Below are 24,185 nucleotides of genomic sequence, written 5' to 3'. Positions count from 1 at the left end.
GATGCGGGAGGACGAGGAGCGTGGCCCCCGGGTGCTGAGCGCGTCTGCCGGCATCCCGGAGCAGCACGCACGGCCGCACCCGGTGGTGGACGAGCCCGACGGCCGGACGGCCTCGGCGGAGCAGGCGCGGGCAGATCAGGCGGACCGTATGAGCGAGCACGAACACGGGCACGAGCGGCATCACCACGACCTCCACGACCGCAGCGGGGCACGGGCGATGTTCATAGAGCTGCGCAAGCTGCCCGAGGGAGCGCCGGAGCGGGCGGAGCTGCGCAATCAGCTCGTCCGCATGCATCTGCCGCTCGTCGAGCATCTCGCACGGCGCTTCCGCAACCGTGGCGAGCCGCTGGACGACCTCACGCAGGTCGCCACAATCGGTCTGATCAAGTCGGTGGACCGGTTCGACCCGGATCGCGGCGTCGAGTTCTCGACGTATGCGACGCCGACGGTGGTGGGGGAGATCAAGCGCCACTTCCGCGACAAGGGCTGGGCGGTCCGGGTGCCGCGCCGGCTGCAGGAGCTGCGGCTCGCCCTGACCACGGCTACGGCGGAGCTCTCCCAGCAGCACGGCCGCTCACCGACGGTCCACGAGCTGGCCGAGCGCCTCGGCATCTCGGAGGAGGAGGTACTGGAGGGCCTGGAGTCGGCGAACGCGTACTCCACGCTGTCCCTGGACGTCCCCGACACGGACGACGAGTCCCCGGCGGTGGCGGACACGCTGGGCGCGGAGGACGAGGCGCTGGAGGGCGTCGAGTACCGCGAGTCGCTGAAGCCGCTGCTGGAGGACCTGCCGCCGCGCGAGAAGCGCATCCTGCTGCTGCGCTTCTTCGGCAACATGACGCAGTCGCAGATCGCGCAGGAGGTGGGCATCTCCCAGATGCACGTCTCCCGGCTGCTGGCCCGCACGCTGGCGCAGCTGCGGGAGAAGCTCCTCGTCGAGGAATAGCGGTCGCAGGGCCGGGCGGGCTGCGGTGCGGGACCACACCCGTACGCGGCCCGCCCGCGCGTTTCCCGCAGACCCGGCAGCGCTCCCCGGGCGCCGGCCCCGAGCCGCGGCGCTCCCGGGGGCGCGTCAGTGCTGAGCCGCGGCGCTCCCCGCGGGCGCGTCAGTCCTGAGGTGCGCCGATGCCCAGGACACGGGCCGTCGTCGGGTTGACCAGCAGCACCAGTCCCGTCACGGCGACCGCCGCCAGCACGATGCCCAGCGGGATCAGCCCGCCGGAGGCGCGCAGGAGGGTCCAGGCCGGGATGAGGGCGACCAGCTGCGTGATGATCGCGGGGCCGCGGCTCCAGGAGCGGCGGCGCAGCAGCCCGCGGGCCGCCAGCAGCGGGATCACGGCGAGCGCGATCAGTGTCACACCGCCGGTCTCCGCCTGGGCGGGGTCGTCGGGCCGGCCCAGCAGGCCCATCACGAGCATGTACACACCGCCGGCGACGAGCGCCAGCCCCTCGGCGGCACAGACCGCGGCCGCGGCCGTGAGGCGGATGGGGCGGGGGCTTCGGGGGGAGGAGGTGGGGTCGTCGCTGCTCACCCCTGCAGGGTAGCCGTCACGGGAAGCCCGGGGCTGGGCCAGGTACCACCCAGTAGGTACGCTGCATCGCATGCGCGCACTTCTCGTGGTCAATCCGGCAGCAACCACCACCAGTGCCCGCACACGCGATGTGCTGATCCACGCACTCGCGAGCGAGATGAAGCTGGAGGCGGTCTCCACCGAGTACCGCGGGCACGCCCGCGACCTCGGCCGCCGGGCCGCGGAGTCGGACGACATAGACCTCGTCGTGGCACTCGGCGGCGACGGCACAGTCAACGAGGTCGTCAACGGGCTGCTCCACCACGGCCCCGATCCCGAGCAGCTGCCGCGCCTCGCCGTGGTGCCCGGCGGCTCCACGAACGTCTTCGCCCGCGCGCTCGGCCTGCCGAACGACGCGGTCGAGGCGACCGGCGCCATCCTGGACGCGCTGCGCGACCGGACCGAGCGAACGGTCGGTCTGGGGCTCGCGGCCGGCACCCCGGGCACCGAGGACGAGGGTGTGCCGAAGCGCTGGTTCACCTTCTGCGCCGGGTTCGGGTTCGACGCCGGCGTCGTGGGACGGGTCGAACAGCAGCGGGAGAGGGGCAGACGCTCCACGCACGCGCTCTACATCCGCCAGGTGCTGCGTCAGTTCCTCGAAGAGCCCCACCGCAGGCACGGCACGATCACTCTGGAGCAGCCGGGTGCGGAGCCGGTGCAGGACCTGGTGCTGTCCATAGTCTGCAACACCTCTCCTTGGACCTACCTGGGCAATCGTCCGGTGTACGCCTCTCCGAGGGCATCCTTCGACACCGCTCTCGACGTGCTCGGATTCTCGAAGCTGTCGACGTCGGCCGTGGCCCGTTACGCGTCCCAGCTGCTGATGTCGAGCCCCGAGCGGGGCCCGCACGGCAAGCACGCCGTCACGCTCCATGATCAGACCGACTTCACCTTGCATTCAAAGGTCCCACTGCCCTTCCAGGTGGACGGCGACCACCTGGGGCTGCGCACAAGCGTGACGTTCACAGGCGTACGCCGTGCACTGCGTGTGATTGTGTGACCGGAACGACCGAAAGTCCTTTATCTCGAACGTACGGGCTGGCTTCCACCCCATAGAAGTACGGCTGTGACCTAGTCGACACCGAGGAATCAAAAAAAACTTTCCAGAAGGGGTTGTATCCGCAGCCGAGGTTTGCGAATCTCTACATGGCGATCGGGACGGCCCGCAACATCGGCCCCACAGACCGCCGGAACCCCTCCACGAATCCAGGACCCAACGCCGGGCAACTGGCGACGGCCCTTCCCTTGCGGGGGGATTCGTGAAAGCGTTCACATTCACAAGCACCCGCATGTAATACCAAGGAGAGGTAGCAGCCATGGACTGGCGTCACAACGCCGTTTGCCGCGAGGAAGACCCCGAGCTCTTCTTCCCCATCGGCAACACCGGTCCTGCGCTGCTGCAGATCGAGGAAGCCAAGGCCGTCTGCCGCCGCTGCCCCGTCATGGAGCAGTGTCTGCAGTGGGCGCTCGAGTCCGGCCAGGACTCCGGCGTCTGGGGTGGCCTCAGCGAGGACGAGCGCCGCGCCATGAAGCGCCGTGCCGCTCGCAACCGGGCGCGTAACGCCAGCGCCTGACGCCCCCTGCTACGAGCCTGAGCCGGCGGCGCGTGCAGCGAGCACGCACTCTCCCCCTGGGCTCCGCCCGGGAGGTGCCCCCAGCCTTCGAGCCGCAGCGCGCAGTACCCCCGATGCGCATCGCGAATGCGAGCAACGAGCTTCGAGCCCCGGACCGTGTGACACGGTCCGGGGCTCTTCGCTGTGCGAGGCCCCGGCGGCTGTACGAGCACGGCGGAGAGGCCCGTCAGCGCTTGTCGGACACGGGGATGTCGAGGACCACCCGGGTGCCGCGGGACGGCTGCGGGACCGGCACCATGTCGAAGCTGCCGCCCAACTCCCCCTCGACCAGGGTCCGTACGATCTGCAGCCCCAGGTTGCCCGCGCTCTTCGGGTCGAACCCCTCGGGCAGACCGCGCCCGTCGTCCTGGACGGTGATCAGCAGCCGGGCGTTCTCCGCACGCGTGTCGCCGCGGACCACGGACACCTCGACCGAGCCGTGCTCGCCCGGCGCGAAGGCGTGCTCCAGGGCGTTCTGGAGCACCTCGGTGAGCACCATCGACAACGGGGTGGCGGTCTCGGCGTCGAGAATGCCGAAACGGCCGGTGCGCCGGCAGTCCACCTTGCCCGGGGAGATCTCGGCGACCATCGCGATCACCCGGTCGGCGATCTCGTCGAACTCCACACGCTCGTCCAGATTCTGGGACAGCGTCTCATGAACGATGGCGATCGAACCGACGCGCCGGACCGCCTCGTTGAGCGCCTCCCTGCCCTGCACGGAGTCCATACGGCGCGCCTGGAGTCGCAACAGGGCCGCCACGGTCTGGAGGTTGTTCTTCACCCGGTGATGGATCTCCCGGATGGTCGCGTCCTTGGTGATCAACTCGCGCTCTCGGCGGCGCAATTCGGTGACGTCGCGCAACAGAACCAGGGAGCCGATTCGCACCCCCTTGGGCTTGAGCGGGATGGCCCTCAGCTGGATGACACCGCCGTTGCCCTCGACCTCGAACTCCCGGGGCGCGTACCCGCTGGCCAGCTTGACGAGCGCCTCGTCCACCGGGCCGCGCGAGGGGGCCAGTTCGGTCGTGACCTGGCCGAGGTGCTGCCCGACGAGGTCGGAGGCGAGGCCCAGCCGGTGGTAGGCGGACAGGCCGTTGGGGCTCGCGTACTGCACGACGCCGTCGGCGTCGAGCCGGATCAGTCCGTCGCCCACGCGGGGCGACGCGTCCATCTCGACCTGCTCGCCGGGGTAGGGGAAGGACCCGGCCGCGATCATCTGCGCGAGGTCGGAGGCGGACTGGAGGTAGGTGAGCTCCAGCCGTGAGGGGGTGCGGACGGTGAGCAGATTGGTGTTGCGGGCGATGACGCCGAGGACGCGGCCCTCCCGGCGCACGGGAATGGACTCGACCCGTACCGGCACCTCCTCGCGCCACTCGGGGTCGCCCTCGCGCACGATCCGGCCCTCGTCGAGCGCGGCGTCGAGCAGGGGCCGGCGGCCGCGCGGGACGAGGTGGCCGACCATGTCGTCCTGGTAGGAGGTCGGGCCGGTATTGGGCCGCATCTGGGCGACGGAGACGTAGCGGGTGCCGTCGCGCGTGGGGACCCAGAGGACGAGGTCGGCGAAGGAGAGGTCGGAGAGCAGCTGCCACTCCGAGACCAGCAGATGGAGCCACTCGAGGTCGGAATCGCTCAGAGCGGTGTGCTGGTGTACGAGGTCGTTCATGGAGGGCACGTCAGCGAGGGTACCCGCGGGCCGCGGCGCCGTGACGGGACCCTCAACCCGTCCGGCACCGCAGCCCGGAGTTGCCCGGCCGGCGGGTGTGCGGTCCCGGTCGGCCGTGTGGAGGTCTCGGCGCAGTCAGGGCAGAGAGAGCCGGGGACCTCGTTCCACCCTCCTGTGCGGGGAGGGCGGAGGCTTGTGTCTGAACTTCACCTTCATTGTGGACTAGACCATTAGGCCTGTCCATGCATATGGGCCGAGTTTAGTTCCCGCGCCATACTTATGCACCGGTCAAAAGGGACGGGCGGGCCCCTCCTCGAGCCCGCCCGTCACGATCCGGCCACCACGCCTACGCGCAGTGAGCGCGTCAGCGGATATCCGTCACCTTCGCCGACAACTCGGCGCGTCCGGCTCCTGGCCGCAGGCGATCGTCGCCTCGTACGCCGTCAGCGGCCGGATCTCGCCTCCTCCGGCGCTCGCCCGGCACAGCACGGTCGGCTGCTCGTCAGAAGCCGGCACCCTTGCCGGTGACGACCTCGGCGGCAGCACGTCCGCAGACGCGGGCTGCGCCATGGGTGGCGATGTGCAGGGCTCCCCTCGGCGGGGCCCCGTTGACGCCCATCTCGACCACGACCGTGTCGGGACGGGCCGCGATCAAGGCGTCCAGGGCGTTCGCCATCCAGGGGTGCCGGTGGACGTCGCGCACCACGGCGACGATCCTGCGGTCCGCCGCGGCCGCCAACACGTCTGCCGCCAAAGCGAACATATCGCCACCACTCGGGCAGGTGCCCGTCGTGGTGCCGGGCAGCAGCTCGGCGAGTTCGGCCGCGAGACCCCAGGGCGTCTCGTCACCGACGGCGATGTTGGCGACCGGCGTGAAGGCGGCGACATGGGGCGCCGAGGTGACCGGCTCGTACGGCTGCTTCCCCACGGTGACCCGCACCGCGCGCCGCGCGGCGAGAAGACCGATCTCCGTGCCGGAGCCGGGCGCGGTCCCCTCCTGTGAAGCCGCGCCCGGCTCTGCTGCAGCCCCCCTGGCCCGGCGCGTCCAGGCGGCGAGGGCGCGCACGCGCGCCGCCGCGTCGGCCAGCCGCTCTTCGGGCAGGTCGCCGTCCCGTACCGCTGTGACCAGCGCGTCGCGCAGCCGCAGTACGGTGTCCTCGTCGGCCAGGCCGCCACCGACGCAGATCGCGTCGGCTCCTGCGGCGATCGCGAGGACCGAGCCGCGCTCGATGCCGTACACCGACGAGATGGCCTGCATCTCCATCCCGTCCGTGACGATCAGACCCTGGTGGCCCAGCTCTTCGCGCAGCAGACCGGTGAGGATCTGCGGGCTCAGGGTCGCGGGACGTTCGGGGTCGAGCGCGGGCAGCAGGATATGCGCGCTCATCACCGCTTTGGAACCCGCCGCGATCGCGGCGCGGAAAGGCACCAGCTCACGGGCGTGCAGTGTGTCGAGGTCCACATCGATCCGGGGCAGCGCGTGGTGCGAGTCGACGTTGGTGTCGCCGTGCCCGGGGAAGTGCTTGGTGCAGGCGGCGACCCCGGCGGACTGGAGTCCTTCGACGTACGCCACGGTGTGCCGGGCGGCGAGGTCCGTCCCCGCGCCGAAGGACCGCACTCCGATGACCGGGTTGTCCGGATTCGAGTTGATGTCGGCGGACGGTGCCCAATTGAGGTCGACCCCGCACTCGGCGAGCCGCCGGCCCAGCTCACGCGCCACGGCGCGGGTGAGGTGCACGTCGTCCACCATGCCCAGCGCGTAGTTGCCCGGGAAGGAGGAACCGGTGCGCGCCTCCAGCCGCGTGACATCGCCGCCTTCCTCGTCGATGGCGACGAGGACGTCCTCGCGCTCGGCCCGCAACCGGGCGGTGAGCGCGGCCAGCTGACCGGGCGTAGTGATGTTGCGGCCGAACAGGCCGACGGCGGAGAGTCCTTCGCCGATCCTCCGCAGCAGCCAGTCCGGGGCGGTGGTGCCGGTGAAGCCGGGCTGGAGGACGGTGAGGGCGTCACGGGTGAGGGTGTCGGATGATCCCCGTACGAGAGTCGTCATGAGGAGGCGTTATCCCTTCACTGCGCCCGAGGTGAGTCCCGCTGCCATCTTCTTCTGGATGACCATGAAGAAGGCCACGACGGGAATGGCGATGAGCGTCGATGCGGCCATCAGCGCTCCGTAGTCCACACCGCGCGAGGTGGTGAAGTTCGCCAGCCACACGTTGAGGGTGTACTTGTCGTTGTCCTGGAGCACGATGTACGCGAGCAGGTACTCGTTCCAGGCGTTGATCAGCGAGTAGATGGAAGCGGCGGCCAGTCCGGGGGCGAGCAGCGGGAAGACCACCCGCCAGAAGGCGCCCATCTGGCTGCAGCCGTCGACCATCGCGGACTCCTCCAGCTCCTTCGGGATGTTGATCACGAAGCCGCGGATCATCCAGGTCGCGAAGGGCAGCGTGGAGACTAGGTAGATGACGATCACGCCCCAGTACTCGTTCAGCGCGCCGAGGTCGTTGAGCTGGAGGTAGATCGGGATGAGCATGGCCGTCGGCGGCAGCAGCTGGACCAGGATCAGCACGATCATGAAGAGCTTGCGGCCGGCGAAGCGGAAGCGGCCGATGGCATACGCGGCGATGGTCGCCATCAGCATCGCGCCGGCGACCGCGGTGACACAGATGATCAGGCTGGACTTCACGGCGGTGGCGAAGTGGGCCTGGTCCATGGCGCGGCTGAAGTTGTCGAACGTGATCGAGGAGGGCCACAGGGTCTGGTCGTAGCTGCGGATCTCGGCGTTCGGGCGCAGGGCACTGATGATCAGCCAGTACACGGGGAAGATCATGACCACGAAGGTCAGCAGCCCGACGGCGTTGTAGAGGTGCCTGCTCTTCTTCTTGCGGTCGGGACGGATCGCCTTCGGGGCGGAGCTGACGGCGCTCACTCGACCTCTCCGATCTTGAGCAGCTGGCGCAGGTAGTAGACGGCCACGCCGGACAGCAGGAGCACGGTGATCAGGGAGATCGCGGCGCCCTGGCTGAAGGAGTTGGATTCGAAGGCCTTGTTGAAGGCGTAGAGACCGAGCACCTCGTACTCGGGCTCGGGCTTGGTACCGCGCATCAGCCAGACCTGTCCGAGGACATTGAAGTCCCAGATGACGGACAGTGTGGCCACCATCTGGAACACCGGCTTGATGACGGGGAAGGTCACATAGCGGAAGTTGCCGAACGCGCCGACGCCGTCGATCGCGGCGGCCTCCTCCAGCTCCTTGGGGACCTGGGTGAGCGCGGCGTACAGCGTGATGGCGACGAAGGGGATCGCGCCCCACACCACCACGGCGCCGATGACCAGGAAGCCCTGCTTGTGGTCGAGGAACCAGTTGTGGCCTTGGAAGTCCAGTCCCAGGTACTTCGACAGGACCATGTTGGCGACGCCGTAGTCCGAGTCGGCGAACCACCGGAAGACCGAGGCCGCCACCATCAGCGGGATGGACCAGGCGGCGATCAGCGCGGCGGTCAGCAGCAGCCTGGCCCACGTGGACATGCGCTGCATCATCAGCGCGACGGCGAGGCCGGCGGCCAGCGTGGTGACCACGCAGGCGGCCATGAACACGACGGTGAGGACGGCCGAGTCCCAGAAGGCGCCGTCCGCGAAGATGTTGCTGAACTGCTCGAAACCGACCCAGGGGGCCGGTTCACCGGTCCAGAGTTCCTTGCGGCCCACGTCCTGGAAGGACATGACCGCCGTCTTGACCAGCGGCCACACGAAGACCGCGGCGATCGCGACGATGGTCGGGCCGATGAGCAGATACGGCAGCAACGCACCGGCCCTGCGGGGCCTGCGCGCCTGACCCTTCGGCTGCTGGGTGCCGACCCCCTCCGGGGGCCGCGGGACGGGCACCACCAGGTCGGCTGCTTTCATGTCGGCGGCACTCATGGGTGCGGAGCCTTCCGTTCGGACGTACGGGCCGGGAGGTACCGGAGTGCGGGGGCGGCGCCCCGTGCCGGGGCACGGTCCGCCGCCCCCGCCGTCTGATCAACGCTGCGAGAAGACCGGTGTCAGGACTGCTCGTTGATCAGCTTGTCGATCTCCTCGTCGGCCTTCTTGGTGGCTTCCTCGACCGACGCGCCCTTGATGATGTCCAGGAGCATCAGCTCCAGGACCTCCTTCTTCTCGATCGCGGCCCAGCCCGGCGCGATCGGGGTGAACCAGGCGTCCGGCACCGCGCCCGCGATCGCCGCGGTCTCCGGCTTGGCCTTCAGCGGCTCCAGCTGCTTGGTGTTGTTCGGCAGGATGTTCTTGGAGGCCAGGACCTCCTGCGACTTGGCGCTGGTGAACATCGAGATCCATTCCTCGCCGAGGTCCTGGATCTTGGACTTGGAGATGGTGGCGAGGTCGGAACCGCCGATGAAGGACGGGAGCGCCTTGCCGTTCGGGCCGGGCATGCCCGCGGTGAGGATCTTGTCCTTGAGCTTGGCGTTGCCGTTGCCCGCGGGGTCGGTGACGCTGCCGGCCTCCCAGCCGTTGCCGTAGAGAAGGGCGGCCTTCTCGTTGGCCATGACGTTGGCATGGTCCTGCTCGTCCTTGGTCTTGTCCCCGTGGTTGTACTTGCCGACCAGGTCGACGAAGTGCTTGATGCCCTTCTGCGCCTCGGGCGTGGACAGAGCGGCCTTCCACTCCTTCCTGCCCTCGTCGTAGGTGGCGATCTGGCCGCCGTACGCGGCGACGTACGACATGGCGGCGTACCAGTAGCGGCCGGGCAGGTAGAGCGGCGAGAACGCCTTGTCCTTGCCGTACTTCGCCTGCACCTTGTCGAGGGCGGCGGTCAGCTCGGCCTCGGTGGTGGGCAGCGTCTCGGTGCCCGCGCCCGCCTTGAACATGTCCTTGTTGTAGATGGCCACCCGCGCACCGGCGTAGTACGGCACGCAGAACTGCTTGCCCTCGTAGGTGCAGGTGTCCTTGAGGCCGCCGATCCAGGTGTCCGAGTTCTCGTACTTCTTCGGGTCGATCTCGCCGAGAGCGCCGTTGAGGATGTACGTCATGGTCTCGGTGTTGCCCAGCTCGACGACGTCCGGGAACTTGTCGCCGGCGAGCGCGGCGTCGAGCTTCTTGGTCTTGTCCGCCCACTGCTGGTACTGGACGTTGACCTTCACACCCGGGTACTTGGCGTTGAACCGGTCATTGACCTCCTTCACCAGCTCGGGCCACGTGGACTGCGCGTCGACCATCAGCCAGACGGTCAGCGTCTCCTTGCGGTCCTTCGGGTTCTTGGCCGACTCGGCCTGGCCGTCCGAACCGCATGCCGCGACCGACGCGATCATGGCCGCCACACCCACCGCTGCTACGAGATTGCGCTTCACGCCACCCTCCTCAAGGGATGCAAGAGTCCCCCCCACCACCCGGGAGTCGCGCAGCACTTGACGGTGGCGCGCCGGATTCTGCCCTGGGGCCGGGATCTGGTCCTTAATGGTTTAGACCAGTACCGGGAGCTTGGCCTAGACCTTTGAGGGTGTCAAGGGTGTATAAGAAGGGCAGTCGCGTCCGTTATCGGACCGACACATGAGGGAGGGCGACGACCCGTGAGCGGTCCGTGCCACCATGTGAGCCGCTAGGTCCTGTCCGGCCGATCAGGCCGGATCAGCAAACGGGGTCTGGTGCGTGCGATCGCAAGGCGGAGGATTGAGCCGACGCGGAGCGTCGGCGATTGACGACAACGCAGCGAGCGTGCGTGCCAGGGCACGCGAGCCCGGCATGAACGGCCGGACATGACCTGGGAGACGGAGGAGCCGGTGACGGCAGGAGCGCAGCAGTCGGGAAGGCGGGGCATGACCACGGACGGGGCCGGCACCGAAGCCGAGGGCGGGGCAGCAGGCGCGCGTACCGCGCGCGTGCCCAAGTACTACCGGCTGAAGCGGCACTTGCTCGACATGACCGAGACACTGCCGCCCGGGACTCCCGTGCCGCCGGAGCGCACGCTCGCGGCCGAGTTCGACACCTCGCGCACGACCGTGCGCCAGGCTCTGCAGGAGCTCGTCGTCGAGGGCCGGCTGGAGCGCATCCAGGGCAAGGGCACGTTCGTCGCCAAGCCCAAGGTCTCCCAGGCCCTCCAGCTCACCTCGTACACCGAGGACATGCGGGCACAGGGCCTGGAGCCCACGTCTCAGCTGCTGGACATCGGATACGTCACAGCCGACGACACGCTGGCTGGCCTGCTCGACATCTCGGCCGGCGGGCGGGTCCTGCGCATCGAACGCCTCCGGCTGGCCAGCGGGGAGCCCATGGCGATCGAGACCACGCACCTGTCGGCCAAGCGCTTCCCGGCGCTGCGCCGCTCGCTCGTCAAGTACACCTCGCTCTACACCGCCCTCGCGGAGGTGTACGACGTCCACTTGGCCGAGGCCGAGGAGACCATCGAGACCTCGCTTGCCACGCCGCGCGAGGCGGGCCTCCTCGGCACGGACGTGGGCCTGCCGATGCTGATGCTCTCGCGCCACTCCCTGGACGCGCAGGGCGAACCGGTGGAGTGGGTGCGCTCGGTGTACCGCGGCGACCGCTACAAGTTCGTCGCGAGACTCCAACGGCCCAAGGACTGAAGGCCGCTTTGCGGGCTCACGTCGTGGTCCGGCCGAGACCGTGGTTCCCACCTGACAGGGTGTCCGGCATGGCGTCGCAGCAGGTTGCGACGCCATGTCATGTTTTGCACAGTCATGGCGCGAAGTCGTTGCCGTACCGATATGCGGACGGGGGATGACGAGGCTCGAACGGCTCGCCTAGATTTCGTGCGCATTACACAGGTGACCAGTGAGGGGACGGAGCCGCATGTCAGCACTGCCCGAGGCACCGGACGCGCCTGAAGCGCCCGAAGCGAAACAACCGGTCGTCACACCGGTGCGCGTGATCATCGCCCTCTGCCTGTTCGCGCCCTTCGTGGCGATGCTCTGGGTCGGTTCCTACGCGAAGCTCGAGCCGACCTTCATCGGCATGCCGTTCTTCTACTGGTACCAGATGCTCTGGGTCCTGGTATCGACCGTGCTGACGATGATCGCCTACAAGCTGTGGCAGCGTGACCAGCGCGCTCGCAAAGGGGGTGCGTCCCAGTGAAGGACGGCGTGAACGGCGTCGCACTCGGCGTCTTCATCTTCTTCTTCGTGGCCGTGACGGTCATGGGCTTCCTGGCCGCGCGCTGGCGCAAGGCCGAGAACGAGCACAGCCTCGACGAATGGGGCCTGGGCGGCCGGTCGTTCGGCACCTGGGTGACCTGGTTCCTGCTCGGCGGCGACCTCTACACCGCGTACACCTTCGTCGCCGTCCCGGCGGCCATCTACGCGGCGGGCGCGGCCGGCTTCTTCGCCGTCCCCTACACGATCCTCGTCTACCCGCTGATCTTCACCTTCCTGCCGCGGCTGTGGTCGGTGTCGCACAAGCACGGCTACGTCACCACCTCGGACTTCGTCCGCGGACGCTTCGGCTCCAAGGGCCTGTCGCTGGCCGTCGCCGTCACCGGCATCCTCGCCACCATGCCGTACATCGCGCTCCAGTTGGTCGGCATCCAGGCCGTGCTCGACGTCATGGGCGTCGGCGGCGGCGAGGACACCAACTGGTTCATCAAGGACCTGCCCCTGCTGATCGCCTTCGGTGTGCTCGCGGCCTACACGTACTCCTCCGGCCTGCGCGCCCCGGCGCTCATCGCGTTCGTCAAGGACACGCTGATCTACATCGTCATCGCCGTGGCGATCATCTACATCCCGATCAAGCTGGGCGGCTTCGACGACATCTTCGCCAAGGCCGGAGAGGCGTACACCCAGATCAACCCGGCGACCGACAAGCCACGTGGTGCGCTGGTGCCCGGTGAGTTGGGCCAGTGGGGCTACGCCACCCTGGCGCTCGGCTCGGCGCTCGCGCTCTTCATGTACCCGCACTCCATCACGGCGACGCTCTCCTCGCGCAGCCGTGAGGTGATCCGCCGCAACACCACCATCCTGCCGCTGTACTCGCTGATGCTCGGCCTGCTGGCGCTGCTCGGCTTCATGGCCATCGCCGCGGGCGTGAAGGTGACCAACGGTCAGCTCGCCATCCCGCAGCTGTTCGAGAACATGTTCCCGGACTGGTTCGCGGGCGTCGCGTTCGCCGCGATCGGCATCGGAGCGCTGGTCCCCGCGGCCATCATGTCCATCGCCGCGGCCAACCTGTTCACGCGGAACATCTACAAGGACTTCCTCAAGCCCGACGCGACGCCGGCGCAGGAGACCAAGGTCTCCAAGCTGGTCTCGCTGCTGGTGAAGGTCGGCGCCCTGGCCTTCGTCCTCACCATGGACAAGACCGTGGCGATCAACTTCCAGCTGCTGGGCGGCATCTGGATCCTGCAGACGTTCCCTGCCCTGGTGGGCGGCCTGTTCACCCGCTGGTTCCACCGCTGGGCGCTCATCGCCGGCTGGGCGGCCGGCATGATCTACGGCACGGCCGCCGCGTACGGTGTGGCCAGCCCGACGCAGAAGCACTTCGGCGGCTCGTCGGCCGAGATCCCCGGCATCGGCGAGATCGGCTACATCGGCCTCACCGCGTTCGTGCTGAACGTCGTCGTCACCGTGGTCCTCACCTTCGTCCTGAAGGCGCTCAAGGCCCCCGACGGCGTCGACGAGACCAGCCCGTCCGACTACACGGCCGACGCGGGAGACCCCGGCGTCAAGACCGAGCTGCCGTCGGCCACGGCGGGTGCCCCCGGCGGCCACTGACGATCGCGTACGCAAGGGCCGTCGCGTCTCCCCGGGGGAGATGCGACGGCCCTTCGTCGTGCGGTCAGTTCACCCAGTCCTTGAGCTGCTCGGTCACCAGGGTGATGTCCACTGGTGCCGGCAGGCTGATGTCCTTGCCAAAGGGCACGGTGTGGGCGTTCTCGTAGCGCACGCCGTCGGGCTGACTGAAGACCGTCACTTCGCAGCTGTCCCGGTCGATCAGCAAGTAGACCGGGATGCCCGTCTGGGCGTACGAGCGTGGCTTCTCGACGCGGTCGCGTTCGTCGGTGTCCGAGTCGTACGAGGTGACCTCGACGGCCATGAGCACCTGGTCGGGGTCTGCCCACTCGCCTTGGCCGACGAAGGCGTCACTGGGAGCCAGGGAGCCGTCCGGCCTGGCCCGGCCCTTCCGGTACTCCTGCACCTTCAGGCCTTGGTCCGGATGGAGCCACAGCTCCGGACGCGCCTGCATGCAGATGCGCGTCAGCCACTGGATGATGCGCCCGTGATCCCCGTCCAGCACCGCTTTGCTCCTGAGCTTCCCGTCGATCAGTTCCAGACGCACGCCCTCGGTCGTGCGGGCCAGTATCCGGAAGACCTCGTCGAAGTCGTCGGTGTCCAGGTGCGGGCGATCGGTGGTCACGGTCATGGACCCTCCCTTCGTCCACCACGATAGCGAGGTTCACAGCTCACCGCCCGGCCTTCCGTTCGCCACGGAGACACAACATGTGGGGGCATGCGCAGCCACCCGCCCCCACATGTATGCTCATGCTCGCTGTCGCCGCAGGGGAATCCGGTGCGAATCCGGAACTGTCCCGCAACGGTGTGATCCGGTGCGCTTCGCCGTATCCGACAAGTCCGAGGACCTGCCGACGGTGCATCCGGCTCGACCGAACCGGGTGCCGAGACGTCCGGGCCTCGCGGTTGGGCCGGTGGACGCCATCAGTCGTGCTTGCCCGTACGCGGATCCGGCGACCGAATGGCCCCGCCCTCCGCCGGCCCAGAGCCGAGCGAGGGAGAGCACCACATGACCATCGCGCCAGCCGATCCGGCTTCAGGCACCGCAGACCGGACCGCGGACGGCCCCGGGACCGTACTTCTGCGGACCCTGACGGACCTCACCGCCGATCTGCCCGACGCCGACCCCGGCAGGGTCGCCGCAGCCGCGCTGCGCGGCCGGCACGCCGGATCCGACGCGGCCGAACTTCGCTCCCTCGCCACCGATGCCGCCGCCGGCCTCATCTCCGAGGACCCGGCCTACTCCCGTCTCGCCGCCCGGCTGCTGACCCGCACCATCGCCGACGAGGCTGCGGGTGAGGGCGCGGTGTCGTTCTCCGCCTCCGTCTCGGTCGGCCACCGCGAGGGCCTGATCGCCGACCGCACGGCCGCGTTCGTGGCCCGGCACGCCGCCAGGCTCGACGCACTGATCGACCCGGGTGCCGACGACCGCTTCGGCTACTTCGGCCTGCGCACGCTCTACAGCCGCTACCTCCTGCGCCACCCCATCAGCCGTCAGGTCATCGAGACGCCACAGCACTTCATGCTGCGCGTAGCCTCCGGCCTCGCCGAGACTGCATCCGATTCAAAGACGGGCAGCACCCGCGCGGTGGACGAGGTGGCCGACCTGTACGGCCTGATGAGCCGGCTCGACTATCTCCCCTCCTCCCCCACGCTCTTCAACTCCGGCACCCGCCACCCCCAGATGTCGTCCTGCTACCTGCTGGACTCACCCCTCGACGAACTCGACTCGATCTACGACCGCTACCACCAGGTCGCGCGCCTTTCGAAGCACGCGGGCGGCATCGGGCTCTCGTACTCCCGCATCCGCGCCCGGGGTTCGCTGATCCGCGGCACCAACGGCCACTCCAACGGCATCGTCCCGTTCCTCAAGACCCTCGACGCCTCCGTCGCCGCCGTGAACCAGGGCGGCCGGCGCAAGGGCGCCGCCGCGATCTACCTGGAGACCTGGCACGCGGACATCGAGGAGTTCCTGGAGCTGCGCGACAACACCGGTGAGGACGCCCGGCGTACGCACAACCTCAACCTCGCGCACTGGATCCCCGACGAGTTCATGCGGCGCGTCGAGGCCGACTCCGACTGGTCGCTGTTCTCACCGGCCGACGTGCCCGAACTGGTCGACCTGTGGGGCGAGGCGTTCGACGCGGCCTACCGCCGGGCCGAGGCCGCCGGCCTCGCCCGCCGGACCATTCCGGCACGCGATCTCTACGGCCGCATGATGCGCACGCTCGCGCAGACCGGCAACGGCTGGATGACCTTCAAGGACGCCTCCAACCGCACCGCCAACCAGACCGCCGAGCCCGGCCCGGTCGTGCACTCCTCGAACCTGTGCACCGAGATCCTGGAGGTCACCGACGACGGCGAGACGGCCGTCTGCAACCTCGGCTCGGTGAACCTCGGCGCCTTCGTCGAGCAGGGAGCCGACGGCGGGGGGATTGCCTGGGAGCGGCTGGACGCCACCGTCCGCACCGCGGTCACCTTCCTCGACCGAGTCGTCGACATCAATTTCTACCCGACCGAGCAGGCCGGGCGCTCCAATGCCAAGTGGCGCCCCGTCGGGCTCGGCGCCATGGGTCTCCAGGACGTCTTCTTCAAGCTCAGGCTGCCCTTCGACTCGGCCGAGGCGCGTGCGCTGTCCACCCGCATCGCCGAGCGGATCATGCTCGCCGCGTACGAGGCGTCCTGCGACCTCGCCGAGCGCAACGGCCCCCTGCCCGCCTGGTCCCAGACGCGCACGGCGCGCGGTGTTCTGCACCCGGACCACTACGGCACCGACGTGACGCTGAACTGGCCTGAGCGCTGGGCGGCCCTGCGCACGCGCATCGCCTCGACCGGCATGCGCAACTCGCTCCTCCTCGCCATCGCCCCGACGGCGACGATCGCCTCGATCGCGGGCGTCTACGAGTGCATCGAGCCGCAGGTCTCCAACCTCTTCAAGCGCGAGACGCTGAGCGGGGAGTTCCTCCAGGTCAACGGCTACCTGGTGGAGGACCTCAAGAAGCTCGGTGTGTGGGACGCGCAGACCCGCGAGGCGCTGCGCGAGTCCAGCGGCTCGGTGCAGGGCTTCACCTGGATCCCGGCCGAGGTGCGTGAGCTGTACCGGACGGCGTGGGAACTCCCGCAGCGCGGCCTGATCGACATGGCGGCGGCCCGCACGCCGTTCCTGGACCAGTCGCAGTCGCTGAACCTGTTCCTTCAGACCCCGACCATCGGCAAGTTGTCGTCGATGTACGCATACGCCTGGAAGCAGGGCCTGAAGACCACGTACTACCTGCGCTCGCGCCCGGCGACGAGGATCGCCCGCGCCGCCCAGGCGACCATCCCCGTACAGGCGGCACCCGACCCCGACGCCGTCGCCTGCTCCCTCGAAAACCCCGAGTCCTGCGAGGCCTGCCAGTAATGCCCGAGAACACCGCCAAGAACCTGCTCGATCCGGGCTTCGAGCTGACTCTCCGTCCGATGCGCTACCCGGACTTCTACGAGCGCTACCGGGACGCCATCAAGAACACCTGGACGGTGGAGGAGGTCGATCTCCACTCCGACGTGGCCGATCTGGCCAAGCTCTCCCCGGGCGAGCAGCACATGATCGGCCGGCTGGTCGCCTTCTTCGCCACGGGCGACTCGATCGTGGCCAACAACCTCGTGCTGACGCTCTACAAGCACATCAACTCCCCCGAGGCGCGGCTGTACCTGAGCCGCCAGCTCTTCGAGGAGGCCGTGCACGTCCAGTTCTATCTGACGCTGCTCGACACCTATCTGCCCGACCCGGAGGAGCGCGCGGCGGCCTTCTCGGCGGTGGAGAACATCCCGTCCATCCGCGACAAGGCGCAGTTCTGCTTCCGCTGGATGGCTGCGTTGGATGGAGAGGAGGGGGTGGAGAAGATCGACCGCCTGGAGACGAAGGCCGACCGCCGCCACTTCCTGCTCAACCTGATCTGCTTCGCGGCCTGTATCGAGGGTCTGTTCTTCTACGGCGCCTTCGCCTACGTCTACTGGTTCCGCTCGCGCGGCCTGCTGCACGGCCTGGCGACCGGAACGAACTGGGTGTTCCGGGACGAAACCATGCACATGAACTTCGCGTTCGAGGTGGTGGACACCGTCCGCAAGGAGGAGCCCGAGCTCTTCGACGACGAGCTCCGGCAGCAGGTCACGGACATGCTCGCGGAGGCCGTCGAGGCCGAGCTTCAGTTCGGCCGGGACCTGTGCGGCGACGGACTGCCGGGCATGAACACCGAATCGATGCGCGAGTACCTCCAGTGCGTCGCCGACCAGCGCCTCACACGCCTCGGCTTCCCTCCGGTGTACGGCTCGCAGAACCCGTTCTCCTTCATGGAGTTGCAGGGCGTCCAGGAGCTGACGAACTTCTTCGAGCGCCGCCCGTCGGCGTACCAGGTGGCGGTGGAGGGCTCGGTCGCCTTCGACGACGACTTCTGATCCGCTGCCGGAACAGTGCCGCGGCCCGCACCTCGCGTGAGGGAGGTGCGGGGCCGCTTCGTTCTGCACTGCCGCGGTCAGATGCCGCAGCTGGGCGCCGACCAGTAGCGGCTGCTGCGGTGGTCGACGTGCGTGTGGTCGTTGTGGCCCGGGTGGCCCGGACCCAGGATTCCGTTGAAGCCGTGGTAGCGGGCCTGCTGGCCAGCTTGCACAGCGAGTGCGGGCCTGCACCCAGGTCGGCCGCGTCGCCGTAGAGGTGGCGGCTGCTGGACGCGCCGCCGACCGCGTCATTGCAGGCGTACGAGCGGAAGCCGCTGGTCACGGTGATGGGCTGGTCACCGAGGGCGTGGCGCATGGCGCGCCGAACGGGGCCCTCGTGTGGTCGTACAGGTCAGTCGTTGGGGACGACCGCGTAGCGCGGGGTGCCCTCGGCCATCTGCTTCAGCGCGTCCTTGCGGTCACGCTTGGAGAGCCGGTCGATGTAGAGGTACCCGTACAGGTGGTCCGTCTCGTGCTGCAGGCACCGGGCGAAGTAGCCCGTGCCGCGCACCTTGATCGGGTTGCCCTGGGCGTCCTGACCGCGCACCACCGCGTAGTCGGGGCGGGCCAGTGAGGCGTACGCCGTCGGGACGGAGAGGCAGCCCTCGTTGGAGTCGTCGAGGTGGCGCTGCTCCGGGGGAAGCTCCTCCAGCACCGGGTTGCACACGACGCCGACGTGGCGCATGCCCTCGTCGTCGGGGCAGTCGTAGACGAAGACCTTCAGATCCACGCCGATCTGGTTGGCGGCGAGGCCGACACCCTCCGCAGTGCGCTGGCTGGCGAACATGTCGTCGATGAGAGCGGCGAGCTTGTCGTCGAACTCGGTGACGTCCTTGCACTCCTTGTGCAGCACGGGATTGCCCACGACCGTGATCGGGCGGGAGGTGCCGCGCTCGCGGTAGGCCCGCTCACGCTCCTCGCAGTTCTCCGTGTCCACGACGAAACCATCGTCGACCTGCTGGTCCGTCTCCTGCTGCGACGCCATGTCAGCCGTACGCCCTTCTCATTACCCGATCCCTGGGCCGGTGCCCGGTCACTTACGCGTCCGTACAGCCTACGGGCAGGCGTCAGCAGACTTCCTCGAGATCCCGCCATTCACGGCTGTCCGGGCTGTCCGCCACCCAGCCGTCCAGCAGCCCGCGCACCAGCCCGGCCGGCGCGGCGATACCGCATTCGCGCTCGGGCGACCAGAGGTCACCGGCCGTCCGGTGGCCCAGCGGCCCCGGGTGGCCCGGTTCGCTGTGGTCGTGCGGGTCGAGGTGCTCACCCTCGCCCTCGGCGCTCGGCATCACGCCCTCGGAGCAGGCGCGGCACAGCAGCCGGACGGAGGACGACCAGTCCTCGGCGGCGAACCCGGCATCGGCCGCGAGCTTCTCCAGCGCGTCCCGGTCGTTCTCGGTCGCCGCCTCCAGCAGCACGACCCACGTCGGTACGGGCGAGGGCGCCCACAGCTCTATCTCGTCGAAGACGGGGTAGGAGGGCCCCGCGCTGGTCGTCCGCTCGCCGTGCGGTACGCCGTCGTGCAGGACCACCTCACCCCAGCGCCGCCCGGACGAGGGCAGCGGGATGGACAGCACTTCTATCCGCGCGGGGTCGAGCCTGCGGCCCCAGACCACCTCGGCCTCGCCCTCGGGCGACAGCCGCACGGCGGCGCTGCCGAGGTCCATGCCCACCGGCTCACCGTTCGCGGCGGCGGCGCCCGGCACCTTCAGCCCGTAAGCCTGCCAGGCTCGGCGGGCCAGCGGCCAGTCCTGCAGGGCGGTCGCGGCGATGCCGACGTTCCACCAGTCCGGGGCGCCGCTCTCCTTGTCGAGGAGGGCGACGGCACGCAGTCCCGCGGCCCGCGCCTGCTCCCAGTCGTGGCGGAACTTGTGCAGCAGCGCCAGGTTGAACCAGGACTCCGAGAGCCAGGGCTCGAGATCCGCCGCCCTGGTCAGCAGCGCGCCGGCGTCCTCGTACCGGCCGTCGCCGATCAGCGTGAACGCGCGGTCCGTGGCCTGCCGCCACGAGGCGGACGGCCGATGCCGTACCTTCCCGAAGATCCTCACGATTCCCGCCTGCCGGTCGCTCGGGTGACTGTCCCGGACGCATACCTGAGTGCCCGCTTCTGTGCCTTCTTTCGCATCCAACCATGCCCGGTCGCAGGCTCGCTCATTACCCATGGGTTACCCAGGTGGCACCGCGGTAAGGCCGCCTCTGGCAAGGACTCTGGCAAGTGATTCCACGACCGCGGGCTCGTAATCGTGAGCCGTCCCGAGACGCAGCCGCTCCAGTGCGGCGAGCGCTCCGCCCGCGCTGCCGCCGCTCGCCTGGGCCAGGTCCTCGTACGCGTTCACCGTGCGGACGATCCGGGCGGGCAGGGACTGCTCCCGGTAGGGGTCGGCCTGCTGTTCCACCACGGCCGCGACGGCAGCCGGCACCCCGGTCCGGCGGACGACCGCGCCGCCGAGCAGCGCGATACGGCGCTGTTCGGCGACCGGCAGCACGGCAGTGGCCCCGTCCGGCACGGGGTCGACGAGGGACAGCTGCCCGATGTCGTGCATCAGGGCCGCGTGTTCGAGCACGCTCAGGTCAGGACCCGAGAGCCGCATCTCCCGGCCCACGGCCGTACTGAGCACGGCGACCCTGCGGGCGTGGCCGGGCGGGGTGTAGCCGGCGATCTCCGTGGCGCGGGCGAGGGAGGCGATGGTCTGGCGGTAGGTCGCGCGGACCGAGGCGTACCTGCGGAACGACAGCTGTGTCAGCAGCAGAGGCACGCAGAAGACGGGCAGCGCCCACAGGCCGGCGACGGCGACCGCCGGCGCCATCACGGCGCCGGTCGCGCAGACGGCGGAGCCGGTGCCGCGCAGCGCGCGCAGTTCGTCGCGCAGCAGCGGCCCGTACGGATACCGGGTGCGGGCCGCGAGGAGGGCGGAGGCCAGCACGGCGTCGCACAGCAGCGTGAGGACGAGCAGCACCAGGAGGAAGAGGGCGTGGAGGGGGCCGTGGCCGATGCGGTGCTCCCACGCGCCGGAGTGGTGCAGCGGCTGGAAGCAGACCGCGGCGAACCCGGCGGTCAGCACTCGCCGGGCCACATGGTCCAGGCCCGGTCCGCACCCGCGTGCGACATGGGGCACGGCCCCGGTGAGCACGCCCGCGACGACGACGGCGACGACCTGGAGGGGGCCGTGGCCGGTTGCCCGCCCGGCGCATTCGCCGAGGAGGGCGTACGCGAGGGCGCCGGCGGCGCCGAGCGGGGCGGGCTCCCGTGCCGACGGCTCCTCGAGCAGGGGCGGGGGCGCCCCGGGCGGAGCGGGCGGGAGGGCGCCCGGACCGGGGCGGGTCCCCCAGCGCGCGAGCTCCCCGACGGCGATGAAGATCCCGAAGGCGAGGGCGATCCCGGGCTCTGCCAGGCCGTGCCAGGCGACGCGGCCGAGGGCGGCGACGGTGACGGCGGCGGCGGCCGCGTACACGGCGACGACGGCCCTGACCGGCAGTGCCGCGGTCATCCGGTCCGCACCCGGCGCGGGGCGCGGGGCCCCTCCTCCCGCGCCGGAACCGGGGATACGGCCGGACCCGCCGGACCCTCATGTGACGCCGAGTCCGCGGGTGCCGCCGGATTCGCAGGTGCCGCCTCGTCCGACGTGACGGCCGTCTCCCAGCCCTCGCGCTCCAGTGCCCGCGCCAGTGCTGTCACCATTCGGGGGTCGAACTGCGTCCCCGCGCAGCGCTCCAGTTCCTCCAAGGCCGCTGCCACCGGCCGTGCCCGCCGGTAGGAGCGGGTCGAGGTCATCGCGTCGAACGCGTCCGCGACCGCGACCACCCGCGCGAACTCGGGTATCCGGTCCCCGGCAAGCCCGTACGGGTAGCCGCTGCCGTCCAGCCGCTCGTGGTGGTGCAGGATGGCCGCCCGCGCCTCCCCGAGGAATCCGATGCTGCGCACGATCTCGTGGCCGTACTCGGGGTGCAGCTCGATCATGCGCCGCTCATCGGGCGTCAGCGGCCCCTCCTTGCGCAGGACGCGCGTCGGCACGCCGAGCTTGCCGACGTCGTGCAGTATCCCGGCGAACCGGAGCAGTTCCAACCGCTCGTCCGCCATGCGCAGCTCGCGTGCGATCAATACGGAGGCCCGGCCGACCCGTTCGCTGTGACCGCGGGTGTACCGGTCCTTGATGTCGACGGCCTGGACGAGGGCGCGGATGGTCGCCTGGTGGGCCGCGCGCTCACGGTGGTACTGGGCGAACATCCAGCTGGAGACGTACATGGGCAGCAGGACGACCAGGGCGGACACCGCCCCGTAGGAGCTGCGCCACAGGACGGCCATCATCAGCCCGGCGAGGCCGTGCACACAGTAGGGGGCGGGTGACGCGGGCAGCAGTGCCCGCCCGGCCCTGCGCGGCGGCAGGTGCTCCGCCGTCGTGCGGATGCCGCCGTCGAGCGCGCCGAGCACGAGCCAGAAGGCGAGCGCGCCGGCGAGCGCCGGCACCAGCACGTGGGGGAAGTCCGGGGCGGTCAGGCTCCGTTCGCCGCCGGTGAGCCGGTACGCCTGGGCCGCCGCCCAGGTCGAGAGCGCCAGCTGGGCGGCGTGCCAGGCGCGGCGCGCCCCGGGCGAGGGCCGGCCGGCCGGGCCGAGCAGCGCTCCGGGGACGGGGACGAGCGCGGCGGCCGGGGCGGGCAGCAGGAAGGCAGCCGCGAGCAGTACGGGGAAGAAGGAACCGGCGCCGATCGGCACCGAGTTGCCGGGGCGGAAGCGGGCGGGCATCTCGCACGCCGCGTAAAGACCGGCGAGCAGGGCGACCGCTGTCCAGCCGGCCCCGGGGGCCGTCACGGCCGGGGCCACACAGACCGCGGCGCTTACGACGGCACCCGCGATGAAGGCGTTTGCCGCCTTCGGTATGGCCGTCACTGCCGCGCACCCCCCTCGACTCCGGCGTGCACACGCTAGCGAGATGAGAGGTGAGGGGGGGGCGGTACGGGAGGCGTTCGCACGTACGGGTGAAGATCACGGATGTGCGTGAGGCGCGCCACGATCCGTGCCGCGCCCCGGTGTGGGCCAGCGGCGGGGGCTACTCCTGCGCCGTCGCCACGTCCTGCTCGGGCACTGCCTGTCCCGAGCGGATCAGATCGATACGCCCCATGACCTTGGCCCGCAGGTCGCTGGGCACATCGTCCTGCCCGCAGCACCGCTTGACCAGCTTCTTCACCGCCTGCTCAAGGCCGTACTTCTCCAGGCACGGGGAGCACTCCTCGAAGTGCACCTCGAACTTGGTGCAGTCGCTGTCGGGCATCTCGTGGTCGAGGAACTCGTAGAGATGGTCCAGGACCTCAGAGCAGTCCGTCTCGTGCGGCTCTCCGCAGCTCATGAGCCCGAGCCTTTCGCGTCGTTCGACTCCCCCGCACCGGCCGGGACGAGCCCGCGCTCGCGGGCGTAGTCCTCGAGCATGCCGCGCAGCTGTCGGCGGCCCCGGTGCAGGCGGGACATCACCGTGCCGATGGGTGTTCCCATGATGTCCGCGATCTCCTTGTACGCAAAGCCCTCTACATCGGCGAGATAGACCGCGATCCGGAACTCTTCGGGGATCGCCTGAAGGGCGGCCTTGACGTCCGAATCCGGCAGATGGTCGAGAGCCTGCGACTCAGCGGAACGCAGCCCCGTCGACATGTGCGACTCGGCGCGAGCGAGCTGCCAGTCCTCGATCTCCTCCGCAGCGCTGCGCTGGGGCTCGCGCTGCTTCTTGCGGTAGGAGTTGATGAAGGTGTTCGTGAGGATCCGGTACATCCACGCCTTGAGGTTGGTGCCCTCGCGGAACTGGTGGAACGAGCCGTACGCCTTGGCATACGTCTCCTGCACGAGGTCCTCCGCATCGGCGGGGTTGCGCGTCATGCGCAACGCGGCCGAGTACATCTGGTCGAGGTAGCCAAGAGCGTCCCGCTCGAAACGGGCATTGCGCTCGGCGGCCGTCTCCTCGGACTGCTCCGCCCGGCCGTCGTCGGTACCTGCGTCGGTCCCAGTGACCGCACCCACCTCCTCCAACGCTGTGGCGGAGCCGAAACCGGACCCGCTCGAATCGGAGAATAGTCGACCATGCTGAGACGGGGCCTGCCGATTCTCGCCGCCCACCGCCGGAACCGGCCCGCTCTTGCCCTGCGACAG

21 protein-coding genes, 1 pseudogene and 1 riboswitch are annotated in these 24,185 nt (G+C 69.7%); of the genes and pseudogenes, 8 read left to right on the top strand and 14 right to left on the bottom strand.

Features of this window, described 5'->3' with window-relative positions; all coding sequences use genetic code 11:
- Window position 1: 1 nt before the first annotated feature.
- On the top strand, window positions 2–946 hold the full coding sequence (locus ACH5AF_RS22835; RefSeq protein WP_398903652.1) for an RNA polymerase sigma factor SigF: 945 nt from the start codon (window positions 2–4) through the stop codon (window positions 944–946).
- Between the two features lie 160 nt (window positions 947–1,106).
- Here the strand turns inward: ACH5AF_RS22835 and ACH5AF_RS22830 are convergent, their stop codons facing one another.
- Window positions 1,107–1,532, bottom strand: coding sequence for a hypothetical protein (locus ACH5AF_RS22830; protein WP_398903650.1), 426 nt, complete (start codon window positions 1,530–1,532; stop codon window positions 1,107–1,109).
- Window positions 1,533–1,602: 70 nt separating this feature from the next.
- On the opposite strand from ACH5AF_RS22830, the gene ACH5AF_RS22825 reads away from it, so the two are divergent.
- Together ACH5AF_RS22825 and ACH5AF_RS22820 are read left to right on the top strand one after the other, a co-directional pair.
- Window positions 1,603–2,571 (top strand): diacylglycerol/lipid kinase family protein, encoded by a 969-nt coding sequence (locus tag ACH5AF_RS22825; protein ID WP_398903648.1) that lies wholly within the window; start codon window positions 1,603–1,605, stop codon window positions 2,569–2,571.
- Between the two features lie 316 nt (window positions 2,572–2,887).
- Complete coding sequence (locus ACH5AF_RS22820; protein ID WP_003953983.1) at window positions 2,888–3,145, top strand: WhiB family transcriptional regulator; 258 nt, start codon at window positions 2,888–2,890, stop codon at window positions 3,143–3,145.
- A 226-nt stretch (window positions 3,146–3,371) separates the two neighbouring features.
- Here ACH5AF_RS22820 and ACH5AF_RS22815 read toward each other — a convergent pair whose 3' ends face one another.
- From ACH5AF_RS22815 to ACH5AF_RS22795, 5 genes are all read right to left on the bottom strand, one after another.
- Window positions 3,372–4,847: a sensor histidine kinase gene (locus tag ACH5AF_RS22815; protein ID WP_398903690.1), complete on the bottom strand. Its 1,476-nt coding sequence runs from the start codon at window positions 4,845–4,847 to the stop codon at window positions 3,372–3,374.
- Window positions 4,848–5,349: 502 nt separating this feature from the next.
- Window positions 5,350–6,897 carry a glycoside hydrolase family 3 protein gene (locus tag ACH5AF_RS22810; RefSeq protein ID WP_398903646.1) on the bottom strand — a complete coding sequence of 516 codons (1,548 nt, stop codon included), beginning with the start codon at window positions 6,895–6,897 and terminating at the stop codon, window positions 5,350–5,352.
- A 9-nt stretch (window positions 6,898–6,906) separates the two neighbouring features.
- Entirely contained in the window at window positions 6,907–7,773 is an 867-nt protein-coding gene (locus ACH5AF_RS22805) for a carbohydrate ABC transporter permease (RefSeq protein WP_398903644.1), read from the bottom strand.
- Window positions 7,770–8,765, bottom strand: a complete 996-nt coding sequence (locus ACH5AF_RS22800; RefSeq protein ID WP_398903642.1) for a carbohydrate ABC transporter permease — start codon at window positions 8,763–8,765, stop codon at window positions 7,770–7,772. Before ACH5AF_RS22800 ends, ACH5AF_RS22805 begins: the two co-directional genes overlap by 4 nt.
- Window positions 8,766–8,887: 122 nt before the next feature.
- Window positions 8,888–10,189, bottom strand: coding sequence for a sugar ABC transporter substrate-binding protein (locus ACH5AF_RS22795; protein WP_398903641.1), 1,302 nt, complete (start codon window positions 10,187–10,189; stop codon window positions 8,888–8,890).
- 465 nt (window positions 10,190–10,654) lie between these two features.
- Here ACH5AF_RS22795 and ACH5AF_RS22790 point away from each other — a divergent pair, with 465 nt between their 5' ends.
- The 3 genes from ACH5AF_RS22790 to mctP all read left to right on the top strand — a co-directional run bounded on the left by ACH5AF_RS22790 (window position 10,655) and on the right by mctP (window position 13,561).
- A complete protein-coding gene (locus ACH5AF_RS22790) occupies window positions 10,655–11,422 on the top strand; it encodes a GntR family transcriptional regulator (protein WP_398903688.1) in 768 nt (255 codons plus the stop codon).
- A gap of 226 nt (window positions 11,423–11,648) precedes the next feature.
- The gene (locus ACH5AF_RS22785; RefSeq protein ID WP_398903639.1) at window positions 11,649–11,930 is read left to right on the top strand and encodes a DUF3311 domain-containing protein; all 282 of its coding nucleotides are present in this window, start codon (window positions 11,649–11,651) and stop codon (window positions 11,928–11,930) included.
- Window positions 11,927–13,561 carry a monocarboxylate uptake permease MctP gene (mctP, locus tag ACH5AF_RS22780; protein WP_398903638.1) on the top strand — a complete coding sequence of 545 codons (1,635 nt, stop codon included), beginning with the start codon at window positions 11,927–11,929 and terminating at the stop codon, window positions 13,559–13,561. Before ACH5AF_RS22785 ends, mctP begins: the two co-directional genes overlap by 4 nt.
- A 64-nt stretch (window positions 13,562–13,625) precedes the next feature.
- Here the strand turns inward: mctP and ACH5AF_RS22775 are convergent, their stop codons facing one another.
- Entirely contained in the window at window positions 13,626–14,210 is a 585-nt protein-coding gene (locus tag ACH5AF_RS22775) for a Uma2 family endonuclease (RefSeq protein WP_398903636.1), read from the bottom strand.
- A 106-nt stretch (window positions 14,211–14,316) separates the two neighbouring features.
- Window positions 14,317–14,450, top strand: a riboswitch (cobalamin riboswitch).
- A 138-nt stretch (window positions 14,451–14,588) separates the two neighbouring features.
- Between ACH5AF_RS22775 and ACH5AF_RS22770 the strand changes: the two genes are divergently transcribed.
- Both ACH5AF_RS22770 and ACH5AF_RS22765 read left to right on the top strand, forming a co-directional pair.
- Window positions 14,589–16,979, top strand: coding sequence for a ribonucleoside-diphosphate reductase subunit alpha (locus ACH5AF_RS22770; RefSeq protein ID WP_398903635.1), 2,391 nt, complete (start codon window positions 14,589–14,591; stop codon window positions 16,977–16,979).
- Complete coding sequence (locus ACH5AF_RS22765) at window positions 16,979–18,013, top strand: ribonucleotide-diphosphate reductase subunit beta (protein ID WP_398903633.1); 1,035 nt, start codon at window positions 16,979–16,981, stop codon at window positions 18,011–18,013. Before ACH5AF_RS22770 ends, ACH5AF_RS22765 begins: the two co-directional genes overlap by 1 nt.
- A gap of 77 nt (window positions 18,014–18,090) precedes the next feature.
- On the opposite strand, the pseudogene ACH5AF_RS22760 reads toward ACH5AF_RS22765, so the two are convergent.
- The 7 genes and pseudogenes from ACH5AF_RS22760 to ACH5AF_RS22730 form a co-directional block, all read right to left on the bottom strand.
- Window positions 18,091–18,371, bottom strand: a pseudogene (locus ACH5AF_RS22760) (D-Ala-D-Ala carboxypeptidase family metallohydrolase); the annotation flags it as partial.
- Between the two features lie 33 nt (window positions 18,372–18,404).
- Window positions 18,405–19,037 (bottom strand): peptide deformylase, encoded by a 633-nt coding sequence (gene def / locus ACH5AF_RS22755; RefSeq protein ID WP_398903631.1) that lies wholly within the window; start codon window positions 19,035–19,037, stop codon window positions 18,405–18,407.
- An 82-nt stretch (window positions 19,038–19,119) separates the two neighbouring features.
- A complete protein-coding gene (locus ACH5AF_RS22750) occupies window positions 19,120–20,100 on the bottom strand; it encodes a tetratricopeptide repeat protein (protein WP_398903629.1) in 981 nt (326 codons plus the stop codon).
- A 117-nt stretch (window positions 20,101–20,217) separates the two neighbouring features.
- Window positions 20,218–21,540 (bottom strand): metal-dependent phosphohydrolase, encoded by a 1,323-nt coding sequence (locus tag ACH5AF_RS22745; RefSeq protein ID WP_398903627.1) that lies wholly within the window; start codon window positions 21,538–21,540, stop codon window positions 20,218–20,220.
- Entirely contained in the window at window positions 21,537–22,937 is a 1,401-nt protein-coding gene (locus ACH5AF_RS22740; RefSeq protein ID WP_398903625.1) for an HD-GYP domain-containing protein, read from the bottom strand. The genes ACH5AF_RS22745 and ACH5AF_RS22740 overlap by 4 nt, the downstream gene beginning before the upstream one ends.
- 160 nt (window positions 22,938–23,097) lie before the next feature.
- Window positions 23,098–23,394: a mycothiol system anti-sigma-R factor gene (rsrA, locus tag ACH5AF_RS22735; protein ID WP_215178744.1), complete on the bottom strand. Its 297-nt coding sequence runs from the start codon at window positions 23,392–23,394 to the stop codon at window positions 23,098–23,100.
- Window positions 23,391–24,056, bottom strand: coding sequence for a sigma-70 family RNA polymerase sigma factor (locus tag ACH5AF_RS22730; protein WP_215178995.1), 666 nt, complete (start codon window positions 24,054–24,056; stop codon window positions 23,391–23,393). The genes rsrA and ACH5AF_RS22730 overlap by 4 nt, the downstream gene beginning before the upstream one ends.
- Window positions 24,057–24,185 lie beyond the last annotated feature (129 nt).

The sequence above is a fragment of the Streptomyces sp. NPDC018833 genome (genome assembly GCF_044390825.1).
Taxonomy (GTDB): Bacteria; Actinomycetota; Actinomycetes; order Streptomycetales; family Streptomycetaceae; genus Streptomyces.
The sequence above is the reverse complement of the archived record's forward strand: the minus strand, read 5'-3'. Positions and strand labels throughout refer to the sequence as shown.